Below are 19880 nucleotides of genomic sequence, written 5' to 3'. Positions count from 1 at the left end.
TCGGATTTGTGCATGGATTATTTGTTTTTTATAATTTTTAAAATAATCAGAATGCTGTATTTTCTAAAAAAGAGATTTTTTCTGCTTTTTGTATTGTTTACGCAGTTCGGTTTTTCTCAGGAAAATATTCCGAATCTTCAAAAAAAAGGAAATAAAACACAGTTAGTTGTCAACGGAAAACCATTTATAATTCGCGGAGGAGAATTAGGAAATTCTTCTGCAACAACAATGGAGAGTATGGAGCCAATTTGGCCCAAACTTACCGATATGAATTTAAATACGGTATTAACGCCAATTTATTGGGAATTAATTGAAAAGGAGGAAGGCAAGTTCGATTTTTCTTTAGTTGATGATTTAATTCTCAGGGCCCGAAAAGAAAATCTGAAATTAGTATTTCTTTGGTTTGGTTCATGGAAAAATAGTATGTCAAGCCACGCCCCGGCATGGGTAAAATTAAATCAGAAGAAATATCCGAGAATCAAAGATGATAAAAACAAAAGTCATGAAATTCTGACGCCCTTCAGCGAAAATAATTTGGTGGCCGATAGTAATGCTTTTCAAAAACTGATGAAACACATCAAAGATTTTGACCAAAAAGAGCAGACCGTAATCATGATTCAGGTTGAAAATGAAATTGGAATGTTGCCAACAGCAAGAGATTATTCGCCTTTTGCCAATGAAGCTTTTCAAAAGCAAATACCGGCGGAGTTATTAAAATACATGCAGCAAAACAAAGATAAACTAGTTCCAGAATTTTTGGAAATCTGGAAAAAAAATGGTTTTAAGACCAAAGGTACTTGGGAAGAAGTTTTTGGAAAAGGATTGCAAACCGACGAGATTTTTATGGCGTGGTATTTTTCTCAGTTTACCAATAAAGTGGCCAAAGCGGGAAAAGAAGCCTATTCAATTCCGATGTTTGTAAATGCGGCTTTGAATGCGCCCGAAAAGAAACCTGGTGAATATCCAAGTGCAGGCCCATTGCCTCATGTAATGGATGTTTGGAAAGCTGCCGGATCTTCAATTGATTTTCTCTCACCAGATTTTTACAATCCTAATTTTAAACAGTGGAATGACTTGTTTACGCGTCAGGGTGATCCGTTGTTTATTCCAGAACATCGTTTTGATGCTACTGCACCATTTAAAGGTTTATATACAATTGGTCATTATGAAGCCATTGGATTTTCGCCTTTTTCTATTGAATCTGTTGCCGATGCAAAAAAAGAACCACTCGGAAAAATATACGAATTGGTTAAGCAATTAACTCCAATTATTGAAGCTAATAAAGGGCAAGGAAAAATTAATGGTGTTTTATTAGATAAAGAAAACCAGTCGCAAATTATTCAGCTTGGGAATTACGAATTTACCTTTAAACATGATTATACTTTAAATTGGTCAGATGGCGCCAAAGAAGCAGTTTGGCCAATGACAAGTGCAATTATAATTGAAATTGCTCCAGACGAATTTTATATTGCAGGTTCTGGAATTGTAGTGACTTTTAAACCTTTGAAAAATAAAGATCTAAATGCAGGAATTCTAAAAACGGATCAAGGAATTTTTGAAAACGGAGTATGGAAAACCATTCGTCATTTTAACGGAGATCAAACGCATCAAGGTCGACATTTAAGAATTGCCGTAGATGATTATGAAATTCAAAAAATAAAATTGTATTCTTTTGAATGAGGCTCAAAGGTTCAGAGTGACAAAGATTCAAAGGTTTTCAAACTGTGTTTTATAAAGCAAACCCGACAGGTTTTTAAAACCTGTCGGGTTGTTTTATAATAAAACTGGACTGAAGTCCAGCTCTACAATATGAATTGTTCCTTCGGAACTGTAAAAGAGCCTTCGGCTCGAACCGTATTGTAGGGCCGGACTTTAGTCCGGTTTACTATGTTCAAAGTAAGACCTTTGTCGCTTTGCCTCTTTGAACCTAAGAAAAATCTATTTTTCAATAGAAAAAGCCGTTTTTTCAATAGAAGAAAGTGTCAATGCCGCTGCAAAACTGGTAAAAACAGAATAATCCAAAGGTGCTTTTATAGAAATAGCAATCGACATAGAAACTGCAAAAAGCAACATTAATCCTGCTGTTCCGAGTGCTGCATATTTCGTTTTAAATCCGATGATTAAAAGCAAGCTAAAGGCAATTTCAAAAAATGTAGCCACAGCACCCAAAATTTCTGCTAAAGATTTGCTTGCAAAAGAGTTTAGCGTCTGCGTATAAGCGATGAAATTATCCCAATTCCCCCAAGCTACGCCTGGTGCTCCGGGTGCGCCCCAAAAGCCAAAACGATCTGCAACAGCAGAAAGCATGGTAATTCCTAAAAAGATTCGTAAAATAAAACCGGCATGCGATAAGGATATATTTTTCATTTAGATAATTTTTTTATGTAAAAGTAAAAAGATGTTGGGTAAATTTACGAGCCAATTTTAATAAAAACCACAGCCCAGATGTTGCCATATAAATCATTAATTCAAGTTGATCGCGAATCTTCGGTTTCGCTTTACATTCAGGTTTGCAATACTTTTATTGCGTTGATTACCAATGGAACTCTAAAACCATCAGATATTTTGCCGAGTTCTCGTGTATTGGCAGAATTAATTGGGATCAACAGAAATACAGTAAAATTAGCTTACGAAGAATTGATAAGTCAAGGTTGGGCCGAATCAATAGACAGAAAAGGAGTTTTTGTGCTTTCTAAGCTTCCTTTAATTTCAAGGATAAAATTGCCTGAAAACAGTAACAAGCAATCACAAGAAGGCTTTATTTGGGAAAATAGATTTCAAAAAGAAATTAATACTTTGGGAAGGAAAACGAGCAAAAATTTAATCGTCATTGATGACGGTTTTCCAGATGTTCGCTTGGCGCCAATAGATCAGCTGATGCGAGAATATAGAAGTTTGTCTCGAAAATTCTATGGAAAAAATTTCTTGAAATATGGAAATACATTAGGATCTGAAAATTTGCGTAGAGCGATTTGTAATTATCTTTCCAATACGAGGGGTTTGTCGATTTCGCCTGAAAATATAATCATTACAAAAGGCAGTCAAATGGGTATTTATTTAGCTTCGCAATTGCTTTTGAATTCTAATGATATAATTGCTGTTGGCATTTCTAGTTTTGCAACAGCCGATGAAACGTTTCAATATTCTGGCGCAAATTTAGAGCGAATTCCGATTGACGAGAACGGAATGGATACAGCTTATTTGGAAGAAATTTTAAAGTATAAAAAGATAAAAGCAGTTTATGTAATTCCGCATCATCATTGTCCAACAGGCGTTACAATGAGTATGGAACGCCGTTTGAAATTGCTCAATCTTGCGAAAGAATATCGTTTTGCTATTATTGAAGACGATTATGATTTTGATTTTCATTACGAAAACAAGCCGTATTTGCCTTTGGCGAGTATTGACCACAATCAAAATGTGATTTATATAGGATCTATTTCGAAGACTTTTGCTCCCGCATTGCGAATTGGTTTTATGATTGCATCTGCTGCGTTTATTGAAGCAGCTGCATCTTTAAGAAAAATGATTGACAGGCAAGGCGATACACTTTTGGAAGAAGCATTTGCCATAATGTTTGAAAACGGAGAAATGGAAAGGCATTTCAGAAAATCACTTAAAATTTACAAACAGCGTCGAAATCATTTTTGCGATTTATTGCAATCGGATTTTAAAAATGAAATTGATTTTAAAATTCCGGAAGGCGGCCTTGCGGTTTGGGCAAATTTTCATGAGCGTATAAATTTGGTTAAAATGGCTGAGGTAGCTTCTGAAAATGGACTTTCAATCAGTAATGGAAGATTTTACAAAAATGATTTTTTCAATACAAATGCCATTAGAATGGGGTTTGCCTCTTTAGATGAAAATGAAACGGAGAAAGCTTTTACGATATTGAAAAAAGTGCTTTCGTAGCTTTTCTGGACCACTACTGATTTTAGAATTGGGTTATTTTAAATTTTGAAGACTGTCATAATTTTGGATAAAAACAGAATTATGGAGACTATTTATCAAATCAAAAAAATTGAAACTGAATTAGAAATTGAACAATGTTGGGATGTTGCTTTTGTTTTAAGACCACATTTGGATAAAACAAAATGGAAACCTACAATTGCCGAAATGATGCAAAACGAAAAATACAGCATCGCCGGAATAATGGATCAAAACAAAGTTGTTGCATTTGCCGGCTACCGAATTATGACTTCGTTGCACAGCGGAAATATTATTTATATCGATGATCTCTGCACTTTAGAAACGCATCGCGGAAAAGGCTTTGCAACGCAATTATTGAAACATGTTGAAAAAATTGCAATTTCTCTCGACAAAGATTATGTGGTTTTAGATACTGCTTTCACAAACAACACCGCACAAAAAGTATATCTTAAAAACGGATTTGCATTGACAGCGGTTCATTTATCTAATAAACTTAAATAGGGACAGAGGTGCAAAGTAGCAAAGGCACAAAGCTAAAAGCACAGTAAAAACCTTTGATACTTTGCGCCTTTGTCCCTTTGCACCTTTACAAAAATCCCTTTTCCTTATCAATAAACGCCCATTCTGCCATGGCTTGAATCACAGGCATTAAACCATTTCCGGCAGGGCTTAAGCGATAGGTTACAAAAGGAGGGACAACAGGTTTTGCTTCTCTGATAATGAGATTATCAGCCTCTAGTTGTTTGAGATGCTGAATCAGCATTTTTTCGCTTACAGCTGGAATTGCTCTTTTTAATTCGCTGTAACGCTGACTTCCGCTGGAAAGATGATAGAGAATAATAGGTTTCCAATAACCGCCAATTTTTTCCATAACATAAGTTACGGGACATTTTTCCAATGCATATTGTTTATTTTCCTGTATAGTCGAAGATTCTTTTATTGCTGTCATTTATGCATACTTTAGGGTAAGTACTTGTCTAAAAGTAAGTACAAATATACCTTTGTTCCAGATAATAAAAAAATATATCATTATGAAAATTACAATATCTGGTTCTTTAGGGAACGTGAGCAAACCATTAGTACAAAAACTTGTAGCGTCAGGACATGAGGTAACCGTTATCAGCAGCAGTTCTGACAGAAGCGAAGCAATTGAAGCATTAGGCGCAAAACCAGCAATTGGTTCTGTGAGCGATGTTTTATTTTTAGAAAAATCATTTGCTGGAGCTGACGCGGTTTATGTGATGACACCTCCAAATATGGGCGGTTCAAATATTTTGGCGAATATGACGGAAGCGGGAAATGCTTTTGCTAAAGCAATTAAAAATTCTGATGTAAAACGTGTTGTGATGTTAAGCAGTATTGGCGCTGATTTGCCAAAGGGAACTGGTCCAATCGCCGGACTTTACAACATTGAAAAAATATACGAAACACTAGAAAATACTTCGATAACATTTTTGCGAGCTGGATTTTTCTACACCAATTTCTATCATGATGTTCCAATGATAAAAGGTGCTGGAATTATCGGGTCAAATTTCCCTGCGTCAACTGTAATTCCATATGTGCATCCACAAGACATTGCGACAGCTGTTGCCGAGGAATTAGAAAAAACAGGTTCTGGGAAAAATGTTCGTTATATTGTTAGTGACGTTCGCAAGCCTGGGGATGCTGCAAAAGTTTTAGGAGAAGCAATTGGTAAACCAGATTTGCCTTGGATCGAGTTTACAGATGAGCAAGCGCTAAATGGAATGGCTCAGGCTGGATTGCCAGAAGAAATTGCAGGTTTATATACAGAAATGGGAACTGGTTTAAAAAGCGGTGCAATAGCCGAGGATTTTCTGAAAAACAAAATTTCAGTTGACGGAAAAATTAAATTGGAAGATTTTGCCAAAGAGTTTGCTTTAAACTTTTAAATTTATTTAGGTTCAGAATAAAAAATCACTATTTATAGTGATTTTTTTGGTTAAACGACTTACTACTTTCGCCACTGGATATTTTTTTGTTTTTTTATTTTAAGTAGTAAGCCTAAGAATAAAGTAAGCTTTTAAAAAGATTTTTTTATAAGCCTATTTTAATTTTTTTGAGCAATAAAAATGGGCAGATTAGTTTCTGCCCATTTTTTATTTTTTGACTTGATTCTTATTTCAAAGTTGTTTTGATTACGATTGCAGCTTGCTGAATAGCAGTTTGAATAGCGGGAACATTTGAAATTGGATTTAAAAGTCCGTAATCGTGAATCAAACCGTTGTATCTTGTCAAGGTTACCGGAACTCCGGCTTCGTTTAATTTTCTTGCATAAGCTTCGCCTTCATCTCTTAAAACATCATTTTCGGCAGTTTGAACTAATGCAGGAGGAAGATCTTTAAGTTCAGCTAAGCTAGCTTGCAATGGAGAGGCATATTTTTCAGTTCTTTTTGAAGTTTCTGGCAAATAATTATCCCAAAACCATTTCATCATATTTTTAGTTAGGAAACGTCCGTTTGCATACAAATTATAAGATTCTGTTTCAAAATTGGCATCAGTTACGGGCCATAATAAAACTTGTAATTTAATGTGCGGACCTTTTTTGTCTTTTGCCATTAAAGTAATGGCTGCAGTCATATTTCCTCCAACGCTGTTTCCAACAACGGCAAGGTTTTTACCGTCAACACCAATTTCTTTTCCGTTTTCAGAAACCCATTGAGTTGCAGCATAAATTTCATTGATTGCCACTGGATATTTTGCTTCTGGAGAAGGAGTGTAATCTGGAAAAACTGCAACTGCACCGCTTTCAACAACCAAATCTCTCACTAATCTTCTGTGAGTTGGATAATCGCCTAAAACCCAGCCACCGCCGTGGATGAAAACAAAGACTGGTGCGTTTGCTTTTGCGCCTTTAGGTTTTGTAATGTGAATTTTTACTTTTAAACCGTTTTGAGAAATTACTTTTTCAGATTCTTCAATTCCAGAATAATCAACTTCAACCGATTTTTGTGCACCAACTAATACATTTCGTGCATCTGCGACAGGTAATTGTTCCAAAGGTTTTCCGTTACCTGAGTTTAATGCATTTAAAAAGCCTCGTACTTCTATAAAAATTTCCGGATCATTTTGTCCTTTATAAGGTCTTTCTTGTGCTGAAGCAATTGTGCTTACGATTAACAATGCTGCAATAAATAAACGCTGTTGTAATACTTTAATAGTTTTCATATCTTTTATCTTTTTAATTATTTATAATTTGATAGGACAAAGATATGGCGGTTATAAAGCCTTAAAAATAGATAAAAGTCTATTCTAATTGTACATTTTTCCCTTGAAGGTATTTTTTCTTGAAATTAGACGGAGTGTCGCCAACTTTATTGGTAAAAAGTCGGTTAAAATAGGCTGGATCTTCGTAACCAAGCTGATAAGCAATCTCTTTGACGCTTAAAGAAGAATAGCCCAAAAGCCGTTTTGCTTCCAAAATAATTCGGTCTTTAATAATATCATTTGGCTGTTGAAGTTCTAATCGATTGAATTTATTCGAAAGTGTTTTTGGTGCAACACCTAGAATATCAGCATAATCAGCGACGGTATGTTTGGTTCTGAAATGAATTTCAACCAATCGGCTGAAATCTCTAAAGAAATCCATTTCTTTTGAAGGTTCATCATTCAAAACGCCCAATTGCTGTATTTTCCAGATTCGGGTTGCTTTTATAATTAACTGTTTTAAATAAGTTCTGATCATTTCTTCTTGCGAAGAATCGGGAGCATCAAATTCTTGTTGCAGTTGTTTGTAAATACCGTCTATAAACACAACTTCTCTATCCGGAATTGCTGTCATTGGCATTTCAAAAATATTATTGAACAATAATCCGTCACAGGCAACTTCGGCATCATGAATCTGTACACAATAAAAATCTCGGTTATAATACATAAAATAACCTTGTTTTTGCCCTTCTTTATCAATTTGCAGATATTGATTGCTGTTGATGAAAAATAGGGAAGGACAAGAAGTCTGATAATGCTTAAAATCGATTGTAATCGAATAGCCTTCAGGAAGATAAAGGACTTTAATATAAGGTTTGTACGCTTCTCCATTAATTTCTTCAATAAAATCCTCATTCAAGGCAAAGAAGCCCAGTTTTTTATAATTAGATTCAAAAAAATTGTGGTGCAGCATATTGAGTTTTTATTTCTGATTTTCAATTTTAGAATGAAGTTCCAAAATGTTTTTATTGATAATATTTTTATCCGAAACTGTTTTGGCCAATTTAAGAGCCATTTCAAAATGATTTTTCGCTTTTTGGTTATCAATATCACTATACAAATTCCCGAGCAACGAATAATAAAAATGATTATCAGTCAAATTTAGTTTTTCTGCTTCAATTATAGCTTCTTGTTTGCCCATAACTTTTGATAAGGCAAAAGTACGGTTCAAAGCCACAATTGGCGAATATTCTAAAATAATCAAATGATTATAGAGTTCCAGTATGTTTTTCCATTTTTCCAAAGTATCGCTTTTTAATGTATGCCAATAGGCGATTCCGGCTTCAATATGATATTTTGAAAGTGTATCTCCAACAGATGATTTTCCTAAGAAATAAGCGCCACGATCAATCAATTCCTGATTCCAAAGCGTCTCATTTTGATCTTCATATAAAATAATTTCGCCGTTTTCTGAAGTTCTGGCTTCAAATCGGGAAGAATGGAAACACATCAAAGCCATTAAAGCATTTGTTGAAGGCAAATTTGTTGCCGAATTCTGAATCAATAAATAAGTAAGGCGCATGGCTTCGGCACAAAGATCTTTTCGCAGTGTGGTATTTTGAGAAGTAGAGTAGTAGCCCTCAGAAAAAAGCAGATAAATTGTTTTTAAAACGGTATCAATTCTATCTGTAATTTCAGTTGAGTTCGGACTTTGAATTTTAATGTTTTCTTCTTTGAGTTTTTCTTTGGCACGATTTATACGTTTGTAAATCACTTCTTTATTTGATAAAAAAGCATCCGCAATTTCGTTTATTCCAAAACCACATAATAGATTCAGTGCCAATGCAATCTGCGCTTCATCTGAATTGCAAGGATTACAGACCGTAAAAATCATCGCAAGCTGGCTATCTACAATATTTTGTTCCGATAAATCAATTTCAATTTCCTCACCATTTAATGGGGAAGTATGTTTTATTTCAGAAACAATTTTCTTTTCAAAAATGTCATTTCGCTTAAAATGATTTTTGGTTTTGTTTTTGGCAACGGTATAAAGCCAAGCCGTCGGATTCTCTGGAATTCCTTTTATAGCCCAAGTTTCAGAAGCAGTCAAAAAAGTATCGCTCACAATATCTTCGGCAATTTCAATATGATGAATGCCGAACAAATTGCAAAGTACCGAGACAATTTTCTGGTATTCTGTTCGAAATAAATTGGGTATAAGCTCTTTGTTTTCCAATTATGAGTTTTGAATTATGAATTATGAGTTATGAATTATGAGTTATGAATTATGAGTTATGAGTTATGAGTTTTGCGTTAAGAATTATCAACTCATAATTCATAACTCAAAACTCATAATTATTTTAAACCGCCATTCTGATTTCAACATTTCCGCCAAAATTCAATACGGGGCAATCTTGTGCAATTGCTGCGGCTTCATCGTAATCTTTGGCTTTAATAACGATCAATCCGCCAATGGATTCTTTGATTTCTACAAAAGGCCCATCGGTGATGCCTTTATTTGAATTGACCAGTTTTCCTTTTCCGTCCCAGCGTTGTAAAGGTCTTGCTAATTTATCTTGCGCTGCAAGGCTTCCAAACCAATTTTGCCATTGCTGTAAATGTTGTTGATATTCTTCTGGCGATGGCTGAAGTTCTTTTGTTGAAAAATCCCTTCTGAAAATTAATATGAATTCGTTCATTTTGATGTGTTTTAATGATTTTATAAAAAAGAAAACTGTTTTTATAATGACATAAATTTAATGATTTTGCCAAATATAAAAACAGTCCGGTTTATTTATCCAAATTGGCCCACTCTGTAAGTTCCTGGAGTATTCGCAAAAGCGATGTTAAGACGATTCCACATGTTGATTGTTCCAATAGCAAGTGTAAGATCGATTAATTCTTCTTCAGAGAATTCAGCTCTCGCGATTTCGTAGATTTCGTCTGGCACCTCACAAGCATTTACAGCTTCTGCGTAAGCAAGCGCCACTCTTTCACGTTTTGTAAAATAAGGAGTTTCTTTCCATGCGCTCAAACCAAATAAACGTTGTGTGGTTTCGCCGTGCGCCATCGCTTCTTTAGTATGCATATCAAGACAATAAGCGCAATTGTTGATTTGAGAAATTCTAATTTCGACTAATTCGAAAAGCGATCTTTCAAGTTCAGATTTTTTTAAATAACCGCTAATTCCAAATAATGTTGAGATAGCTTTTTGACCTTTTTCGAATACATTAATTCTAGTTTCCATGATGTATAATTTTTAAATGTTATACCCTAATGACAACTGAACTTTCAGAATTGGACAAAATTTTGAAAAAAAAAGTAAAAAAAATTAAAAGACCAATGTTTTCGGGCTAATTTGAAGGTGTTCGAGCTTTTTTCCGACCAAAGTTTTTTCTCCAACCGATTGAAATCCGAGGTTTAAATACAATTTTTTGGCATTCGGATTATCTTCTTCAACTAATAATCCTAAAGTGTGATGTTTTTGAGTGACGTATTCTTCAATCAGAAATCGAAGGATTTTTGAACCAATTCCTTTTCCTTGATATTTTGGATTTACGCCTAATGAATCAATATAAAATTCGCCAGCCTTTGTTTCGCATTCAGGATCAAAGTCGGGATTGAAATTGCTTCTTACGTATTCTATAATTGGATTTCGCAAAATTTCTAAATCTGCGCCATTATAAATATTCACGGCACCAATTATTTCATTATCAGCTTCGGCCACAAAACAATTTTGATAGGAGTATTGGTTGTTTTCTTTCCCAATGAAATGCAGCAGGAAATCTTTCGCGGAAGCGTAATCTTCTTTTTTAAGAAACTTATAAATGATATCTTCCATTGCCAGCAATAATATTGGAGCAATTTGTGCTGAATCTGATATTTGGGCTTTTCGGATATTCATTCTGAGAAGTTTGATTAAACAAATTTAAGGCTTTTATTTAAACACATAGAAACATAGTTTTCCACAATCTTGTCATTTCGATTCCGAAGCCTCGGGATCGAAATGACGCACTTAACCGCAAAAAAAATCCGCAATCTTGTCATCTCGACGGAGGAGAGATGACAAACTGTATTATTTTTCTTTGTCTATAAAGAATCGAAAAAAAAACTAGAAGCGCTGATAAACAATAAACCGAATTAAATTCTAGTAAAGAGGTTAGGAGTATCGGTCTATAATTTTCTGTACGTTGCCGATGAAAATTTCGGTGTTTTTGATTTCTTGTTTGATTAATGGTTCGTAATGCAACAATTTATATTGTTCCACCATAAAGTTTTTTTGATATTTAATAATCGATTCAAAACTTCGGATTTCATTCTCATCATGCCTTTTCAATTCCCTTTGTTTACTCTTTAAATAATGCAAAGATTTTTTTAATCTTTCAATCTCTAATTTGTCCAAATTGTAACTTCTTAAAATTTAATAAAACAACCGATAGTCAGAAATGTGGCAAATTTCAAAATGACCAAAAAAATATTGTCATTTGAGTTTACTGCATTCCTAGCTTTTTTACTCTTAACTACGATAAAAGTTGAAACTTGGATTTTGAATTATTTGAAAAAGTTCGAAATATTTTTAATTTAAAAAACAGTTTGAATCAAAGTGTCTGGAATTCAGTTGTTTGTGTTTAAAGAGGATTTGGATCTGTAAGTTGCGAGAGACCAATTAACAATTGCTAAATTTCTACCGATATTGGATAAAAATATACAACTTCAATAATTTAAAGCACCACTATCTTTGTTAGTATATTTTAATATAAAAATTTAAAAAATGAAAGCAATAGGATTTAAAACATCACTACCCATAGAAGAAAAGGAAAGTTTTATAGAATTTGAAACAGTAAAACCAGTGCCAGGCGCACATGATTTATTAGTAAAAATTGATGCGATTTCAGTGAATCCGGTCGATTTTAAAATTCGCCAAAACAGTGCAAAAGATACGGTTCTTGAAACGCCAAAAATCATTGGCTGGGATGCCGTTGGAATTGTGCAGGCTGTTGGAGAAAAAGTAACTTTATTTGAGGTTGGAGATCCAGTTTATTACGCTGGAGATATTACAAAACAAGGAAGTAACGCCGAATTTCAGCTTATAGATGAAAGAATTGTAGGCAGAAAACCAAAATCATTAAGTATTGAAGAAGCGGCTGTAATTCCATTGACTACATTGACTGCTTGGGAAATTTTGTTTGACAGAATCAGAATTAGTGCCGAAAAAGACAAAGGAAAATCAATTTTAATTATTGGCGGAGCTGGTGGAGTTGGTTCAATTGCCATTCAATTGGCCAAGAAAATAGCCGGATTAACGGTTATTGCAACAGCGTCGCGTCCTGAAACAATAGATTGGTGCAAAAAGCAAGGTGCTGATTATGTTGTGGATCATAAAAACCTGATTTCGACAGTTCGAGAAGCTGGTTTTGAACATGTTGACTTTATTTTGGATTTTGTAGATACTAATGCTTATTGGGACATTATGACTGAACTGATTAAACCTCAAGGTCATATTGCTTCAATTACAGGAAGCAGCAACCCTATTGCATTAAATAGTTTGAAAAGCAAAAGCGTTTCTTTTTCTTGGGAATTAATGTACACACGCTCGATGTTTCAGACAGAAGACATGATTGAACAACATCATATTTTAAACAAAGTTGCCGATTTGCTTGATCAAGGAATTTTAAAAACGACTTTAAACCAAATCTTAAACGGACTTACAGTCGAAAATTTAAAGAAAGCGCATCAACTTTTGGAATCGGGTAGAACGATTGGGAAAATTGCGATTAAGTTTTAAATAAAAAAGGCGAGGTAGTTTGTACTGAATCGGAGATTTTGGCTTTTCTGATAATCATTTGAAAAAATTTTTTTCACGCAAGTTTATTTAGAAATTAGTTTTTATGCAGAAACTACTTTTAATAATTAATGTTTGTGATATAACAAAATGTTGTATTTTAGTTTTCTTGTAAAATTTAATTGTAACGAAACTTTAAAACCAAAAGAAAATTATTATGATTTCAAAAAACACGGATCTTGGATTATTAGTATTGCGAATCAACGTTGGAGGTTTAATGCTTTTTCATGGAGTAGCAAAATTGCTTCACGGCATTTCTTTTCTGGTAGAAAATATGGGAACATTTGCCTATGCCGTTTATATTGGTGAGGTTTTGGCTCCTTTGCTGATTTTATTAGGATGGAGAACCAGAATTGCATCAGTTGTTTTTGCTATAAATTGCATTGTAGCATTGGCAGTGGCTCATTCACAAGATATGTTTTCAATTAGTGATCATGGAGGTTACGCAAATGAATTATTAATGCTTTATCTTTTGGGATCTGTCGCTTTGTTTTTTACGGGTGCAGGAAAATTTGCAGTTTCAAAAACAAATCATTGGGATTAATTCCTTTTTAAAATATACCAACAGAAAAGCTCTAAATCAAAAATTTAGAGCTTTTTTTATGTTTAATCCCTTCCATTTTGAAAATGCTATAGTATCATTTTGATAAATTTCTAAAGAATTATTTTGGATGTTTTTGTGTATGTGGTTTACAGTTAAATGTTTACGATATTTTTAGTTGCTGTGGCACGCCTTTTGTTTTTTATGAGTTAATAGCAGGATTGTTTTTATAAAAACCGCTTTTTAATTCTAAAAAATAAAATGATGAAAACGAATAAAAATAGAAGTAAAGAAATCACAAAAGCATATTTTTCAAATAAATCTAGACGAAATAAAGATCGATTAGTCAACTTGATGGTGTTTACCGTAGTTCTTTTTATTACTGTTTTGCTAATTACTAAGATAGTTTAGTTTATTATGGAAGCCACGCAACAGAGGATAAACGCGTCTGTTTTTTCTTCAACAGGAAAAGTTGGTGAAACTAATGATTTTTTTATTGAAGAATCAAAAGCCGAACATATTCTTTATTTAGATGAAATCTGCAAAGAAACACTTTTATCAGCAAAAGCTCGCGGTACTGGAATCTCTGGCCGACCACCTGAATTGCTTTCGGAAAAAATAAAAAAAGGTGAAGCTGTCATTGCATTTACAAAAGCTGGAAAATGGGCAGGTTTTGCTTTTATATCTTCATGGGAAAACGGCCGTTATGTTTCAAATTCTGGATTAATTGTCGCTCCTGAGTTCAGAAATACAGGGTTGGCAAAAAAAATCAAAAAAAAGATTTTTGAACTCAGTCGTACAAAGTACCCCAATGCAATGATATTTAGCTTGACTACAGGCCTCGCAGTTATGAAAATGAATCATGAACTTGGTTTTGAACCGGTGACGTATACTGAACTAACAAAAGACGAGCATTTTTGGGAAAACTGCAAAAGCTGTATCAATTGTCCGATTTTATTAAGCAAAGAAAGAAAAAATTGTTTGTGTACTGCAATGTTATTTGATCCCGAAAAAAATAGAGATAATGTTTCAGGTCTTGAAGGAAAAGAAATCAATTCTTGAGCAAATGGATTTGAAATAAGGTTGATGCAATTGAACAAAAAAAAGCGAGACTTTCTATATAGAATTGGTCTCGCTTTTTCAATTAAAATCAGAAATCAAATTAACCGTGAGCTGCGACAGAAACATCTGCCCATTCTTCCCAGGTTTTTAGTTTTTGTTCGTAGGTTTGTTTAGCAAATGGTAAAGCTACTTTTCCTAAAAATAAGCGTAAAGGAGGATTTTCAGCTTCTACTAATTTAATGATTGCCGGAACTGTAGCGCTTGTTTTTCCGAAAGTATCAGGATCATGTCCATCTGCAATGGCTTTTTTGATTCCGTCATAAGCAGGGATGCTTTCGCTGATGATTCCGTTGCCCCAGATATCTGTTACATAACCGTTTGGTTCAACCAAAGTAACGTTGATTCCGAATTGTTTTACTTCTGAAGCCAATGTTTCAGTAAGACCTTCAACAGCAAATTTAGAAGCATTATACAAACCAATTATTGGCAAAGTAGCGATTCCTAAAATAGAAGAAACCTGTATAATATGGCCGCTTTGTTGTTTTCTCATAATTGGCAATACCGCTTGTGTTAACCAAAGTGTACCAAAGAAATTAGTTTCAAATTGTGCTCTTGCTTCGCTTTCCGTAGCTTCTTCCACAGCTCCATTTAAAGCATAACCGGCATTGTTGATCAGGATGTCTATAGTCCCAAAATGTTGATGCACTTTTTCTACTACCGCAAACGACTCTGAGCGGTTGTTTACATCTAGTTTAAGAGGCAAAATGGCGTCTCCGTATTGTGCTTTTAAATCGGCTAGGGTATCAATATTTCTGGCTGTTGCAGCTACCTTGTATCCTTTTGCTAAAAATGCTTCTGTCCAGGCTTTTCCGAATCCTTTTGACGCTCCTGAAATTAAAATTGTTTTTGACATGTTTTCTAGTTGTTAATTGTGAAATGTAAATTGATATTTGTTTTTATTGAAATTGATTTTTGTTATTGTTATTGTTATTGAATTTTTGCAAAATGACCAATCGGTCATTTTTTTGATAAAAAAAATTAGAGGCTGTTTTCCTCTATTATATTTTTGAGGGTTTTAGCGATAATTTTCATTTTGTCGTTGTTGCCTGACATTCTTGAAATTAAATGGCCACCTTCCATCATGGCGAACATGATGACAGCAAATTCTTCGGCATTCCAGTTTGGTTTGAATTCTCCGTTGGCAATTCCTTTGTTGACGCTGCTGGCTAATAATTGCTGATTGGCATTACAACCTTTATTGATTTTCTCTTTTACAATAGGGTTGGTGTCGTCAGCTTCGGTTCCAAAGTTTAATAATGGGCAACCTCCAGTTAAAGGCGGATTTACGGCATTACTAAAAAAATCGATATAAGTAAATAATTCCTCTTTTGCTGTTTTGCTTTTGCTGATTTCAGAAACCAGTTTATCGCCTAATTTTTTCATATTGTGATCAACAGCGGCACAGGCAAGAACTTCTTTGTTTTCAAAATGAACGTACATGCTTCCTTTTGACAATTTGGTTGCCTCCATAATATCGCTCATAGATGTTGCTGCAATCCCTTTTGTGTTAAAGATTGGCGCGGCTTTTTCTATGATAAATTGTCTGGTTTCTTCTCCCTTTGCCATGATAGCTAAATTTTACGGTACAAATATATGACCGATTGGTCATAAAAACAAATTTTTTGATGTTTTTTTTAATGATCGGACAAAATTATATTTGTTTTTGCCTTTTTAGATTTGTTCATTACCAGTAATAACAGGGGTAGCGTGATGACAAAAAATAAGCCGACAAAAAGAAATGCATCTCTATAACTCAATAAAGAAGATTGTCTCATTATGATGTTTTCCATTAATTTAAGTGCTTTTGATCTTGCTTCGTTATAAGCAAAACCATGATGCTGAAAGTAAGCAATATAGCCGTTAAGACGATTCATTGCTTTTAGATTATCTAAACTTACATTCGAAACCAAAACGTTTCTATGTTCAGCAAAACGATGCGCGATATAGGTATTGATAATAGAAACGCCAAAAGATCCTCCTAATTGACGCATCATATTATTCAGCGCAGCGCCTTGCCCAACATCTTTATCATCGAGGGAAGAAACAGCCAACATCGTTAATGGAACAGTCAATAAAGCCATTCCTAGGGCACGGAAAATCAGAGCAGTTGATACTTCAAAAGCACTGGTTTCTAAAGTGATTTCCGACATTCTCCAATTGAAATAAATAAACAGTAAAAATCCCGCAGCAATAATAAGAACCGGAGAAACACCTTTTTGAAGTAATGTCCCGCATAGTTTTAAGGCGACTAAAGCAAATAAAGCGCCTGGCAATAAAAGCAAACCAGTTTGATAAGGTGAAAAACTCAAAAGTCGTTGCGCCACAACTGGACTAATGTAAATAGAAATAAACATTCCGAATCCGGTTACGAAAGTCAGAATTGCGGCAATGCTCAAAGATTTGCTTTTAAGAACCCGAAGATTAACTACAGGTTTATCAATCGTTAATTCCCAATAAATGAAAGTCAGCAGGGCAATTGAAGCTATAACAGCAAGAACCACAATGTAACGAGTTTCGAACCAATCTTCGACTTCGCCTCTTTCTAAAACAGTTTGAAGCGCACCGACTCCAATTGCCAATAAAGCAATTCCGATCCAGTCGACTTTCGCGATTTCTGGTTTTACGGGCGGTTCTTTCAACAAGAAAATGCATGAAATTGTAACTAGAATTCCGATTGGAATATTGATCAGGAAAATCCAAGGCCAATCATAATTTTCAGTAATATAACCGCCTAGCGTTGGTCCGATTGTAGGTCCGATGAAAATTCCTGCTCCAAACAAAGCGCCCGCAGTGGATTGTTTATCTTTTGGAAAAAGTTCAAATACAACAACCTGCGATATGGACAATAATGCGCCTCCGCCAATTCCCTGAAAGAATCTGAAAAAGACGAGCATCCAGATATTTGAGGAATGCCCGCACATAAAAGAACAGAAAGTAAATAGTATTACCGAACCAATATAATAATTTCGACGTCCGAGATTGGCGCTCAAAAAACTCGTAATCGGGATTATAATTACATTGGCAATGGCATAAGCGGTTATGACCCATGAAGTATCTTCTAGAGTTGCTCCAAGATTTCCACTCATGTGCGAAAGTGCCACGTTGACAATTGAAATATCAATAAGTTCCATAATCGCAGCTAGGATTACGGTTAAAATCAGAAGTTTTCGTTGTAATGGTGTCATAGTTATGTTTTATACCAATTGGTATATTTTTGGTTAAAAAAAAGGCTTTGAAAAATTAAAGCACTTTTTTGACTACATTGGTTTTGAATAGATTAGAATAAGCTCTAGCAATTAGTCGGGTTTCAGCTTCGTTCCAGATTTCGCATTGTGCATTTACAAATTGTTTTCCTTTTTTAATGATGGCAGTTTTTGCTAAAATCGTATCGCCAACATGCGCCGGAGCAAAATAATCAATGTTGAGGTTGATGGTCGTGTAAAAATGTTCTTCATCTAAAGAAAATAAAGTTGCACCAATACAATCGTCTGCAATTGCAGCAGTAACGCCTCCATGCAAAGATTTAATCGGATTTGACATTTCTTCTCTTACAACATATTTAAAAGTGACAGTACCAGGCTCGGCAACCAAAACAATTGGTTGCATCCAAAGCATGAAAGGTGAGGGCGAAGCTGTAAATTCTCTGTCTAAATGATCTTGAAGTACTTGTAATCTTGTTTTCATTTTGTTGTTTGTTGTTTATTGTTTATTGTTTATTGTTTGTTGTTTGTTGTTTGTTGTTTGTTGTTTCAGGTTGGCTTCGGCTTTGCTCAGCCTGACAAGCGCATAATTTATAATTCATAATTCATAATTAAATAATACTGATTGGTATATTTTATTTGCTAAAAAAAGCAACTTTTGAAATTGCTTTATTCTAAATCATCAATTACTCTGTAAACTGAAGTCATAATAGTTGACAAATTATCTAAACTGTTAGTCAGTTTGCTGATCATTATGGCGCCTTCAATCAAAGCGATTATAGTCAGTGCAGTTTTTTCGGTATCAATAGATTGTGCTTTAAATTCTCCTGCCAAAATTCCCTGATCGATGAAATACATTATTTTTTCTTTCCAATAGTTAAGCGTTCTCTCGGCATATTTCTTCAAAACAGGATGTGTATCATCTGATTCCGTTGCGGTGTTTAAAATTGGACAACCGCCTTTTGTTACTTGTAAATCAGAATATTCAGAATAAAGCTTTGGATACACTAATAATTTGCCTTTGAAAGTAGTTTGTTTGTCAATTTCTCTTGAAAAAGCATCGTGCAGTTTTTTGACATTGTATTTGAAAACTGCAATTGCTACTTCGTCTTTGCTCTCAAAATTGCCGTAAATACTTCCTTTTGTGAGTCCGGTTATATCTGTGATATCACTTATTGAAGTACCGCTATAGCCTTTCATATTAAAGATAGGAGCCGTCTTTTCGATAATAAATTGCTTGGTTTTTTCTGCTTTACTCATGATAAGAATCATTTTGATACTGCAAATATATACCAATCGGTATTATTTTTAATATTTTTTCTGAGTTATTTTATAAAGAAGGTTGAAATTGAGGATTAAAAGATAATTTTCAGAAAAAATAAAAGCTCCCATTTGGTTAGTACTGGGAGCTTTTGGGGGCATTATAAATTATTGGGCAGTAAAAGTCAGATAATCAAAATTCATGTTGCCATTTGAAACAATATGAAGTCGGAGTGTTTGTTTGCCTTTCTTCAATTTAATTGTTCCAATGGAATCTGAACTGTTCCAATGATGCCATTGTCTCCAGTCGATTGGGTCTTTGTCATCATGTGTTGAGGCAATTTTCATTTTTCCCGTAGCATCTTTTCCGTCAACTTCGATACTGATTTCGCCATCTCCGTTTGCGGTATAAAGAGCGCCTATTTTATAAGTTCCAGATTTGGTTACTTCAACCGTATAATTTATCCATTCTCCTGGCATTGTCCAGCCTATATAAAGGTCACCAATACTTCTGGGAACTTTATTATACGGATTATTATCAATATCACCGTCTTTGGAATATGAAATATCGACGCCTTCTTTTATTCGGAATTCATTCAGCGGATTTCCGTTTACCGGATTCAATTTTCCGCTTCCGTTGTTAATTTCATCAGTGTCGTGATAAGCAATTCCTTCGCCACCTTGATCGTACAATTCGCATTCAATTTTACCCGGAATCTGTTGTGGTTTCAATGCTTTTGAAGTTTGTGCATTAGAAGCAAAACAATTCAGTAAAATGATATTTAATAGTATAAATGTCTTCATAGAATTATATTTATTA

General features: G+C 34.4%; 21 protein-coding genes. 7 read left to right on the top strand and 14 right to left on the bottom strand.

All coding sequences use genetic code 11. The annotated features are described in order from the left end of the window. Positions 1 to 51 precede the first annotated feature (51 nt). Positions 52 to 1680 (top strand): GH35 family beta-galactosidase, encoded by a 1629-nt coding sequence (locus EYY60_RS21125; protein ID WP_132991255.1) that lies wholly within the window; start codon positions 52 to 54, stop codon positions 1678 to 1680. A 258-nt stretch (positions 1681 to 1938) separates the two neighbouring features. Here EYY60_RS21125 and EYY60_RS21120 read toward each other — a convergent pair whose 3' ends face one another. Next, a complete protein-coding gene (locus tag EYY60_RS21120; protein ID WP_132991254.1) occupies positions 1939 to 2367 on the bottom strand; it encodes a DoxX family membrane protein in 429 nt (142 codons plus the stop codon). Between the two features lie 78 nt (positions 2368 to 2445). Between EYY60_RS21120 and pdxR the strand changes: the two genes are divergently transcribed. Both pdxR and EYY60_RS21110 read left to right on the top strand, forming a co-directional pair. After that, the gene (gene pdxR, locus EYY60_RS21115; RefSeq protein ID WP_132991253.1) at positions 2446 to 3912 is read left to right on the top strand and encodes a MocR-like pyridoxine biosynthesis transcription factor PdxR; all 1467 of its coding nucleotides are present in this window, start codon (positions 2446 to 2448) and stop codon (positions 3910 to 3912) included. A 45-nt stretch (positions 3913 to 3957) separates the two neighbouring features. Further along, on the top strand, positions 3958 to 4431 hold the full coding sequence (locus tag EYY60_RS21110; RefSeq protein ID WP_162847917.1) for a GNAT family N-acetyltransferase: 474 nt from the start codon (positions 3958 to 3960) through the stop codon (positions 4429 to 4431). An 85-nt stretch (positions 4432 to 4516) separates the two neighbouring features. Here EYY60_RS21110 and EYY60_RS21105 read toward each other — a convergent pair whose 3' ends face one another. Then, positions 4517 to 4879: a winged helix-turn-helix transcriptional regulator gene (locus EYY60_RS21105; RefSeq protein WP_132991251.1), complete on the bottom strand. Its 363-nt coding sequence runs from the start codon at positions 4877 to 4879 to the stop codon at positions 4517 to 4519. 82 nt (positions 4880 to 4961) lie between these two features. Here EYY60_RS21105 and EYY60_RS21100 point away from each other — a divergent pair, with 82 nt between their 5' ends. Beyond that, positions 4962 to 5840, top strand: coding sequence for an NAD(P)H-binding protein (locus tag EYY60_RS21100; RefSeq protein ID WP_132991250.1), 879 nt, complete (start codon positions 4962 to 4964; stop codon positions 5838 to 5840). Between the two features lie 226 nt (positions 5841 to 6066). Here EYY60_RS21100 and EYY60_RS21095 read toward each other — a convergent pair whose 3' ends face one another. The 6 genes from EYY60_RS21095 to EYY60_RS21070 all read right to left on the bottom strand — a co-directional run bounded on the left by EYY60_RS21095 (position 6067) and on the right by EYY60_RS21070 (position 10999). Then, the gene (locus EYY60_RS21095; RefSeq protein WP_208749499.1) at positions 6067 to 7116 is read right to left on the bottom strand and encodes an alpha/beta hydrolase; all 1050 of its coding nucleotides are present in this window, start codon (positions 7114 to 7116) and stop codon (positions 6067 to 6069) included. A 79-nt stretch (positions 7117 to 7195) separates the two neighbouring features. Beyond that, complete coding sequence (locus tag EYY60_RS21090) at positions 7196 to 8068, bottom strand: helix-turn-helix domain-containing protein (RefSeq protein WP_132991249.1); 873 nt, start codon at positions 8066 to 8068, stop codon at positions 7196 to 7198. A 9-nt stretch (positions 8069 to 8077) separates the two neighbouring features. Further along, positions 8078 to 9331 carry an RNA polymerase sigma factor gene (locus EYY60_RS21085; RefSeq protein ID WP_132991248.1) on the bottom strand — a complete coding sequence of 418 codons (1254 nt, stop codon included), beginning with the start codon at positions 9329 to 9331 and terminating at the stop codon, positions 8078 to 8080. Positions 9332 to 9455: 124 nt separating this feature from the next. Further along, positions 9456 to 9794, bottom strand: coding sequence for a YciI family protein (locus tag EYY60_RS21080; RefSeq protein ID WP_132991247.1), 339 nt, complete (start codon positions 9792 to 9794; stop codon positions 9456 to 9458). Between the two features lie 95 nt (positions 9795 to 9889). Continuing rightward, the gene (locus EYY60_RS21075; RefSeq protein ID WP_132991246.1) at positions 9890 to 10342 is read right to left on the bottom strand and encodes a carboxymuconolactone decarboxylase family protein; all 453 of its coding nucleotides are present in this window, start codon (positions 10340 to 10342) and stop codon (positions 9890 to 9892) included. Between the two features lie 84 nt (positions 10343 to 10426). Further along, on the bottom strand, positions 10427 to 10999 hold the full coding sequence (locus tag EYY60_RS21070) for a GNAT family N-acetyltransferase (protein ID WP_132991245.1): 573 nt from the start codon (positions 10997 to 10999) through the stop codon (positions 10427 to 10429). An 867-nt stretch (positions 11000 to 11866) separates the two neighbouring features. Between EYY60_RS21070 and EYY60_RS21060 the strand changes: the two genes are divergently transcribed. The 3 genes from EYY60_RS21060 to EYY60_RS21050 all read left to right on the top strand — a co-directional run bounded on the left by EYY60_RS21060 (position 11867) and on the right by EYY60_RS21050 (position 14540). Beyond that, on the top strand, positions 11867 to 12880 hold the full coding sequence (locus EYY60_RS21060) for a zinc-binding alcohol dehydrogenase family protein (protein WP_132991243.1): 1014 nt from the start codon (positions 11867 to 11869) through the stop codon (positions 12878 to 12880). Between the two features lie 214 nt (positions 12881 to 13094). Then, entirely contained in the window at positions 13095 to 13481 is a 387-nt protein-coding gene (locus EYY60_RS21055; RefSeq protein ID WP_132991242.1) for a DoxX family protein, read from the top strand. 414 nt (positions 13482 to 13895) lie between these two features. Next, on the top strand, positions 13896 to 14540 hold the full coding sequence (locus EYY60_RS21050) for a GNAT family protein (protein WP_132991241.1): 645 nt from the start codon (positions 13896 to 13898) through the stop codon (positions 14538 to 14540). Between the two features lie 100 nt (positions 14541 to 14640). On the opposite strand, the gene EYY60_RS21045 is transcribed toward EYY60_RS21050, so the two are convergent. From EYY60_RS21045 to EYY60_RS21020, 6 genes are all read right to left on the bottom strand, one after another. Further along, a complete protein-coding gene (locus tag EYY60_RS21045; RefSeq protein ID WP_132991240.1) occupies positions 14641 to 15453 on the bottom strand; it encodes an SDR family NAD(P)-dependent oxidoreductase in 813 nt (270 codons plus the stop codon). A 125-nt stretch (positions 15454 to 15578) separates the two neighbouring features. After that, a complete protein-coding gene (locus tag EYY60_RS21040) occupies positions 15579 to 16166 on the bottom strand; it encodes a TetR/AcrR family transcriptional regulator (RefSeq protein ID WP_132991239.1) in 588 nt (195 codons plus the stop codon). Between the two features lie 68 nt (positions 16167 to 16234). Next, the gene (locus EYY60_RS21035; protein WP_132991238.1) at positions 16235 to 17785 is read right to left on the bottom strand and encodes a DHA2 family efflux MFS transporter permease subunit; all 1551 of its coding nucleotides are present in this window, start codon (positions 17783 to 17785) and stop codon (positions 16235 to 16237) included. Positions 17786 to 17840: 55 nt separating this feature from the next. Further along, the gene (locus EYY60_RS21030) at positions 17841 to 18284 is read right to left on the bottom strand and encodes a PaaI family thioesterase (protein WP_162847916.1); all 444 of its coding nucleotides are present in this window, start codon (positions 18282 to 18284) and stop codon (positions 17841 to 17843) included. 185 nt (positions 18285 to 18469) lie between these two features. After that, positions 18470 to 19060 (bottom strand): TetR/AcrR family transcriptional regulator, encoded by a 591-nt coding sequence (locus tag EYY60_RS21025; RefSeq protein WP_132991237.1) that lies wholly within the window; start codon positions 19058 to 19060, stop codon positions 18470 to 18472. A 168-nt stretch (positions 19061 to 19228) separates the two neighbouring features. Beyond that, positions 19229 to 19864, bottom strand: coding sequence for a carbohydrate-binding protein (locus EYY60_RS21020; protein WP_132991236.1), 636 nt, complete (start codon positions 19862 to 19864; stop codon positions 19229 to 19231). Positions 19865 to 19880 lie beyond the last annotated feature (16 nt).

The organism is Flavobacterium zhairuonense (genome assembly GCF_004352915.1).
Classification (GTDB): Bacteria; Bacteroidota; Bacteroidia; order Flavobacteriales; family Flavobacteriaceae; genus Flavobacterium; species Flavobacterium zhairuonense.
The sequence above is the reverse complement of the archived record's forward strand: the minus strand, read 5'-3'. Positions and strand labels throughout refer to the sequence as shown.

What these genes read in the sequence shown, in the direction of transcription:
- EYY60_RS21060 (WP_132991243.1), top strand. Translation starts at nt 11,867, where the DNA reads ATGAAAGCAATAGGATTTAAAACATCACTACCCATAGAAGAAAAGGAA.
- EYY60_RS21055 (WP_132991242.1), top strand. Translation starts at nt 13,095, where the DNA reads ATGATTTCAAAAAACACGGATCTTGGATTATTAGTATTGCGAATCAAC.
- EYY60_RS21120 (WP_132991254.1), bottom strand. Translation starts at nt 2,367, where the DNA reads ATGAAAAATATATCCTTATCGCATGCCGGTTTTATTTTACGAATCTTT.
- EYY60_RS21070 (WP_132991245.1), bottom strand. Translation starts at nt 10,999, where the DNA reads ATGAATATCCGAAAAGCCCAAATATCAGATTCAGCACAAATTGCTCCA.
- EYY60_RS21090 (WP_132991249.1), bottom strand. Translation starts at nt 8,068, where the DNA reads ATGCTGCACCACAATTTTTTTGAATCTAATTATAAAAAACTGGGCTTC.
- EYY60_RS21080 (WP_132991247.1), bottom strand. Translation starts at nt 9,794, where the DNA reads ATGAACGAATTCATATTAATTTTCAGAAGGGATTTTTCAACAAAAGAA.
- EYY60_RS21125 (WP_132991255.1), top strand. Translation starts at nt 52, where the DNA reads ATGCTGTATTTTCTAAAAAAGAGATTTTTTCTGCTTTTTGTATTGTTT.
- EYY60_RS21100 (WP_132991250.1), top strand. Translation starts at nt 4,962, where the DNA reads ATGAAAATTACAATATCTGGTTCTTTAGGGAACGTGAGCAAACCATTA.
- EYY60_RS21105 (WP_132991251.1), bottom strand. Translation starts at nt 4,879, where the DNA reads ATGACAGCAATAAAAGAATCTTCGACTATACAGGAAAATAAACAATAT.
- EYY60_RS21050 (WP_132991241.1), top strand. Translation starts at nt 13,896, where the DNA reads ATGGAAGCCACGCAACAGAGGATAAACGCGTCTGTTTTTTCTTCAACA.
- EYY60_RS21035 (WP_132991238.1), bottom strand. Translation starts at nt 17,785, where the DNA reads ATGACACCATTACAACGAAAACTTCTGATTTTAACCGTAATCCTAGCT.
- EYY60_RS21040 (WP_132991239.1), bottom strand. Translation starts at nt 16,166, where the DNA reads ATGGCAAAGGGAGAAGAAACCAGACAATTTATCATAGAAAAAGCCGCG.
- EYY60_RS21075 (WP_132991246.1), bottom strand. Translation starts at nt 10,342, where the DNA reads ATGGAAACTAGAATTAATGTATTCGAAAAAGGTCAAAAAGCTATCTCA.
- EYY60_RS21025 (WP_132991237.1), bottom strand. Translation starts at nt 19,060, where the DNA reads ATGAGTAAAGCAGAAAAAACCAAGCAATTTATTATCGAAAAGACGGCT.
- EYY60_RS21045 (WP_132991240.1), bottom strand. Translation starts at nt 15,453, where the DNA reads ATGTCAAAAACAATTTTAATTTCAGGAGCGTCAAAAGGATTCGGAAAA.
- EYY60_RS21095 (WP_208749499.1), bottom strand. Translation starts at nt 7,116, where the DNA reads ATGAAAACTATTAAAGTATTACAACAGCGTTTATTTATTGCAGCATTG.
- EYY60_RS21020 (WP_132991236.1), bottom strand. Translation starts at nt 19,864, where the DNA reads ATGAAGACATTTATACTATTAAATATCATTTTACTGAATTGTTTTGCT.
- EYY60_RS21030 (WP_162847916.1), bottom strand. Translation starts at nt 18,284, where the DNA reads ATGAAAACAAGATTACAAGTACTTCAAGATCATTTAGACAGAGAATTT.
- pdxR (WP_132991253.1), top strand. Translation starts at nt 2,446, where the DNA reads ATGTTGCCATATAAATCATTAATTCAAGTTGATCGCGAATCTTCGGTT.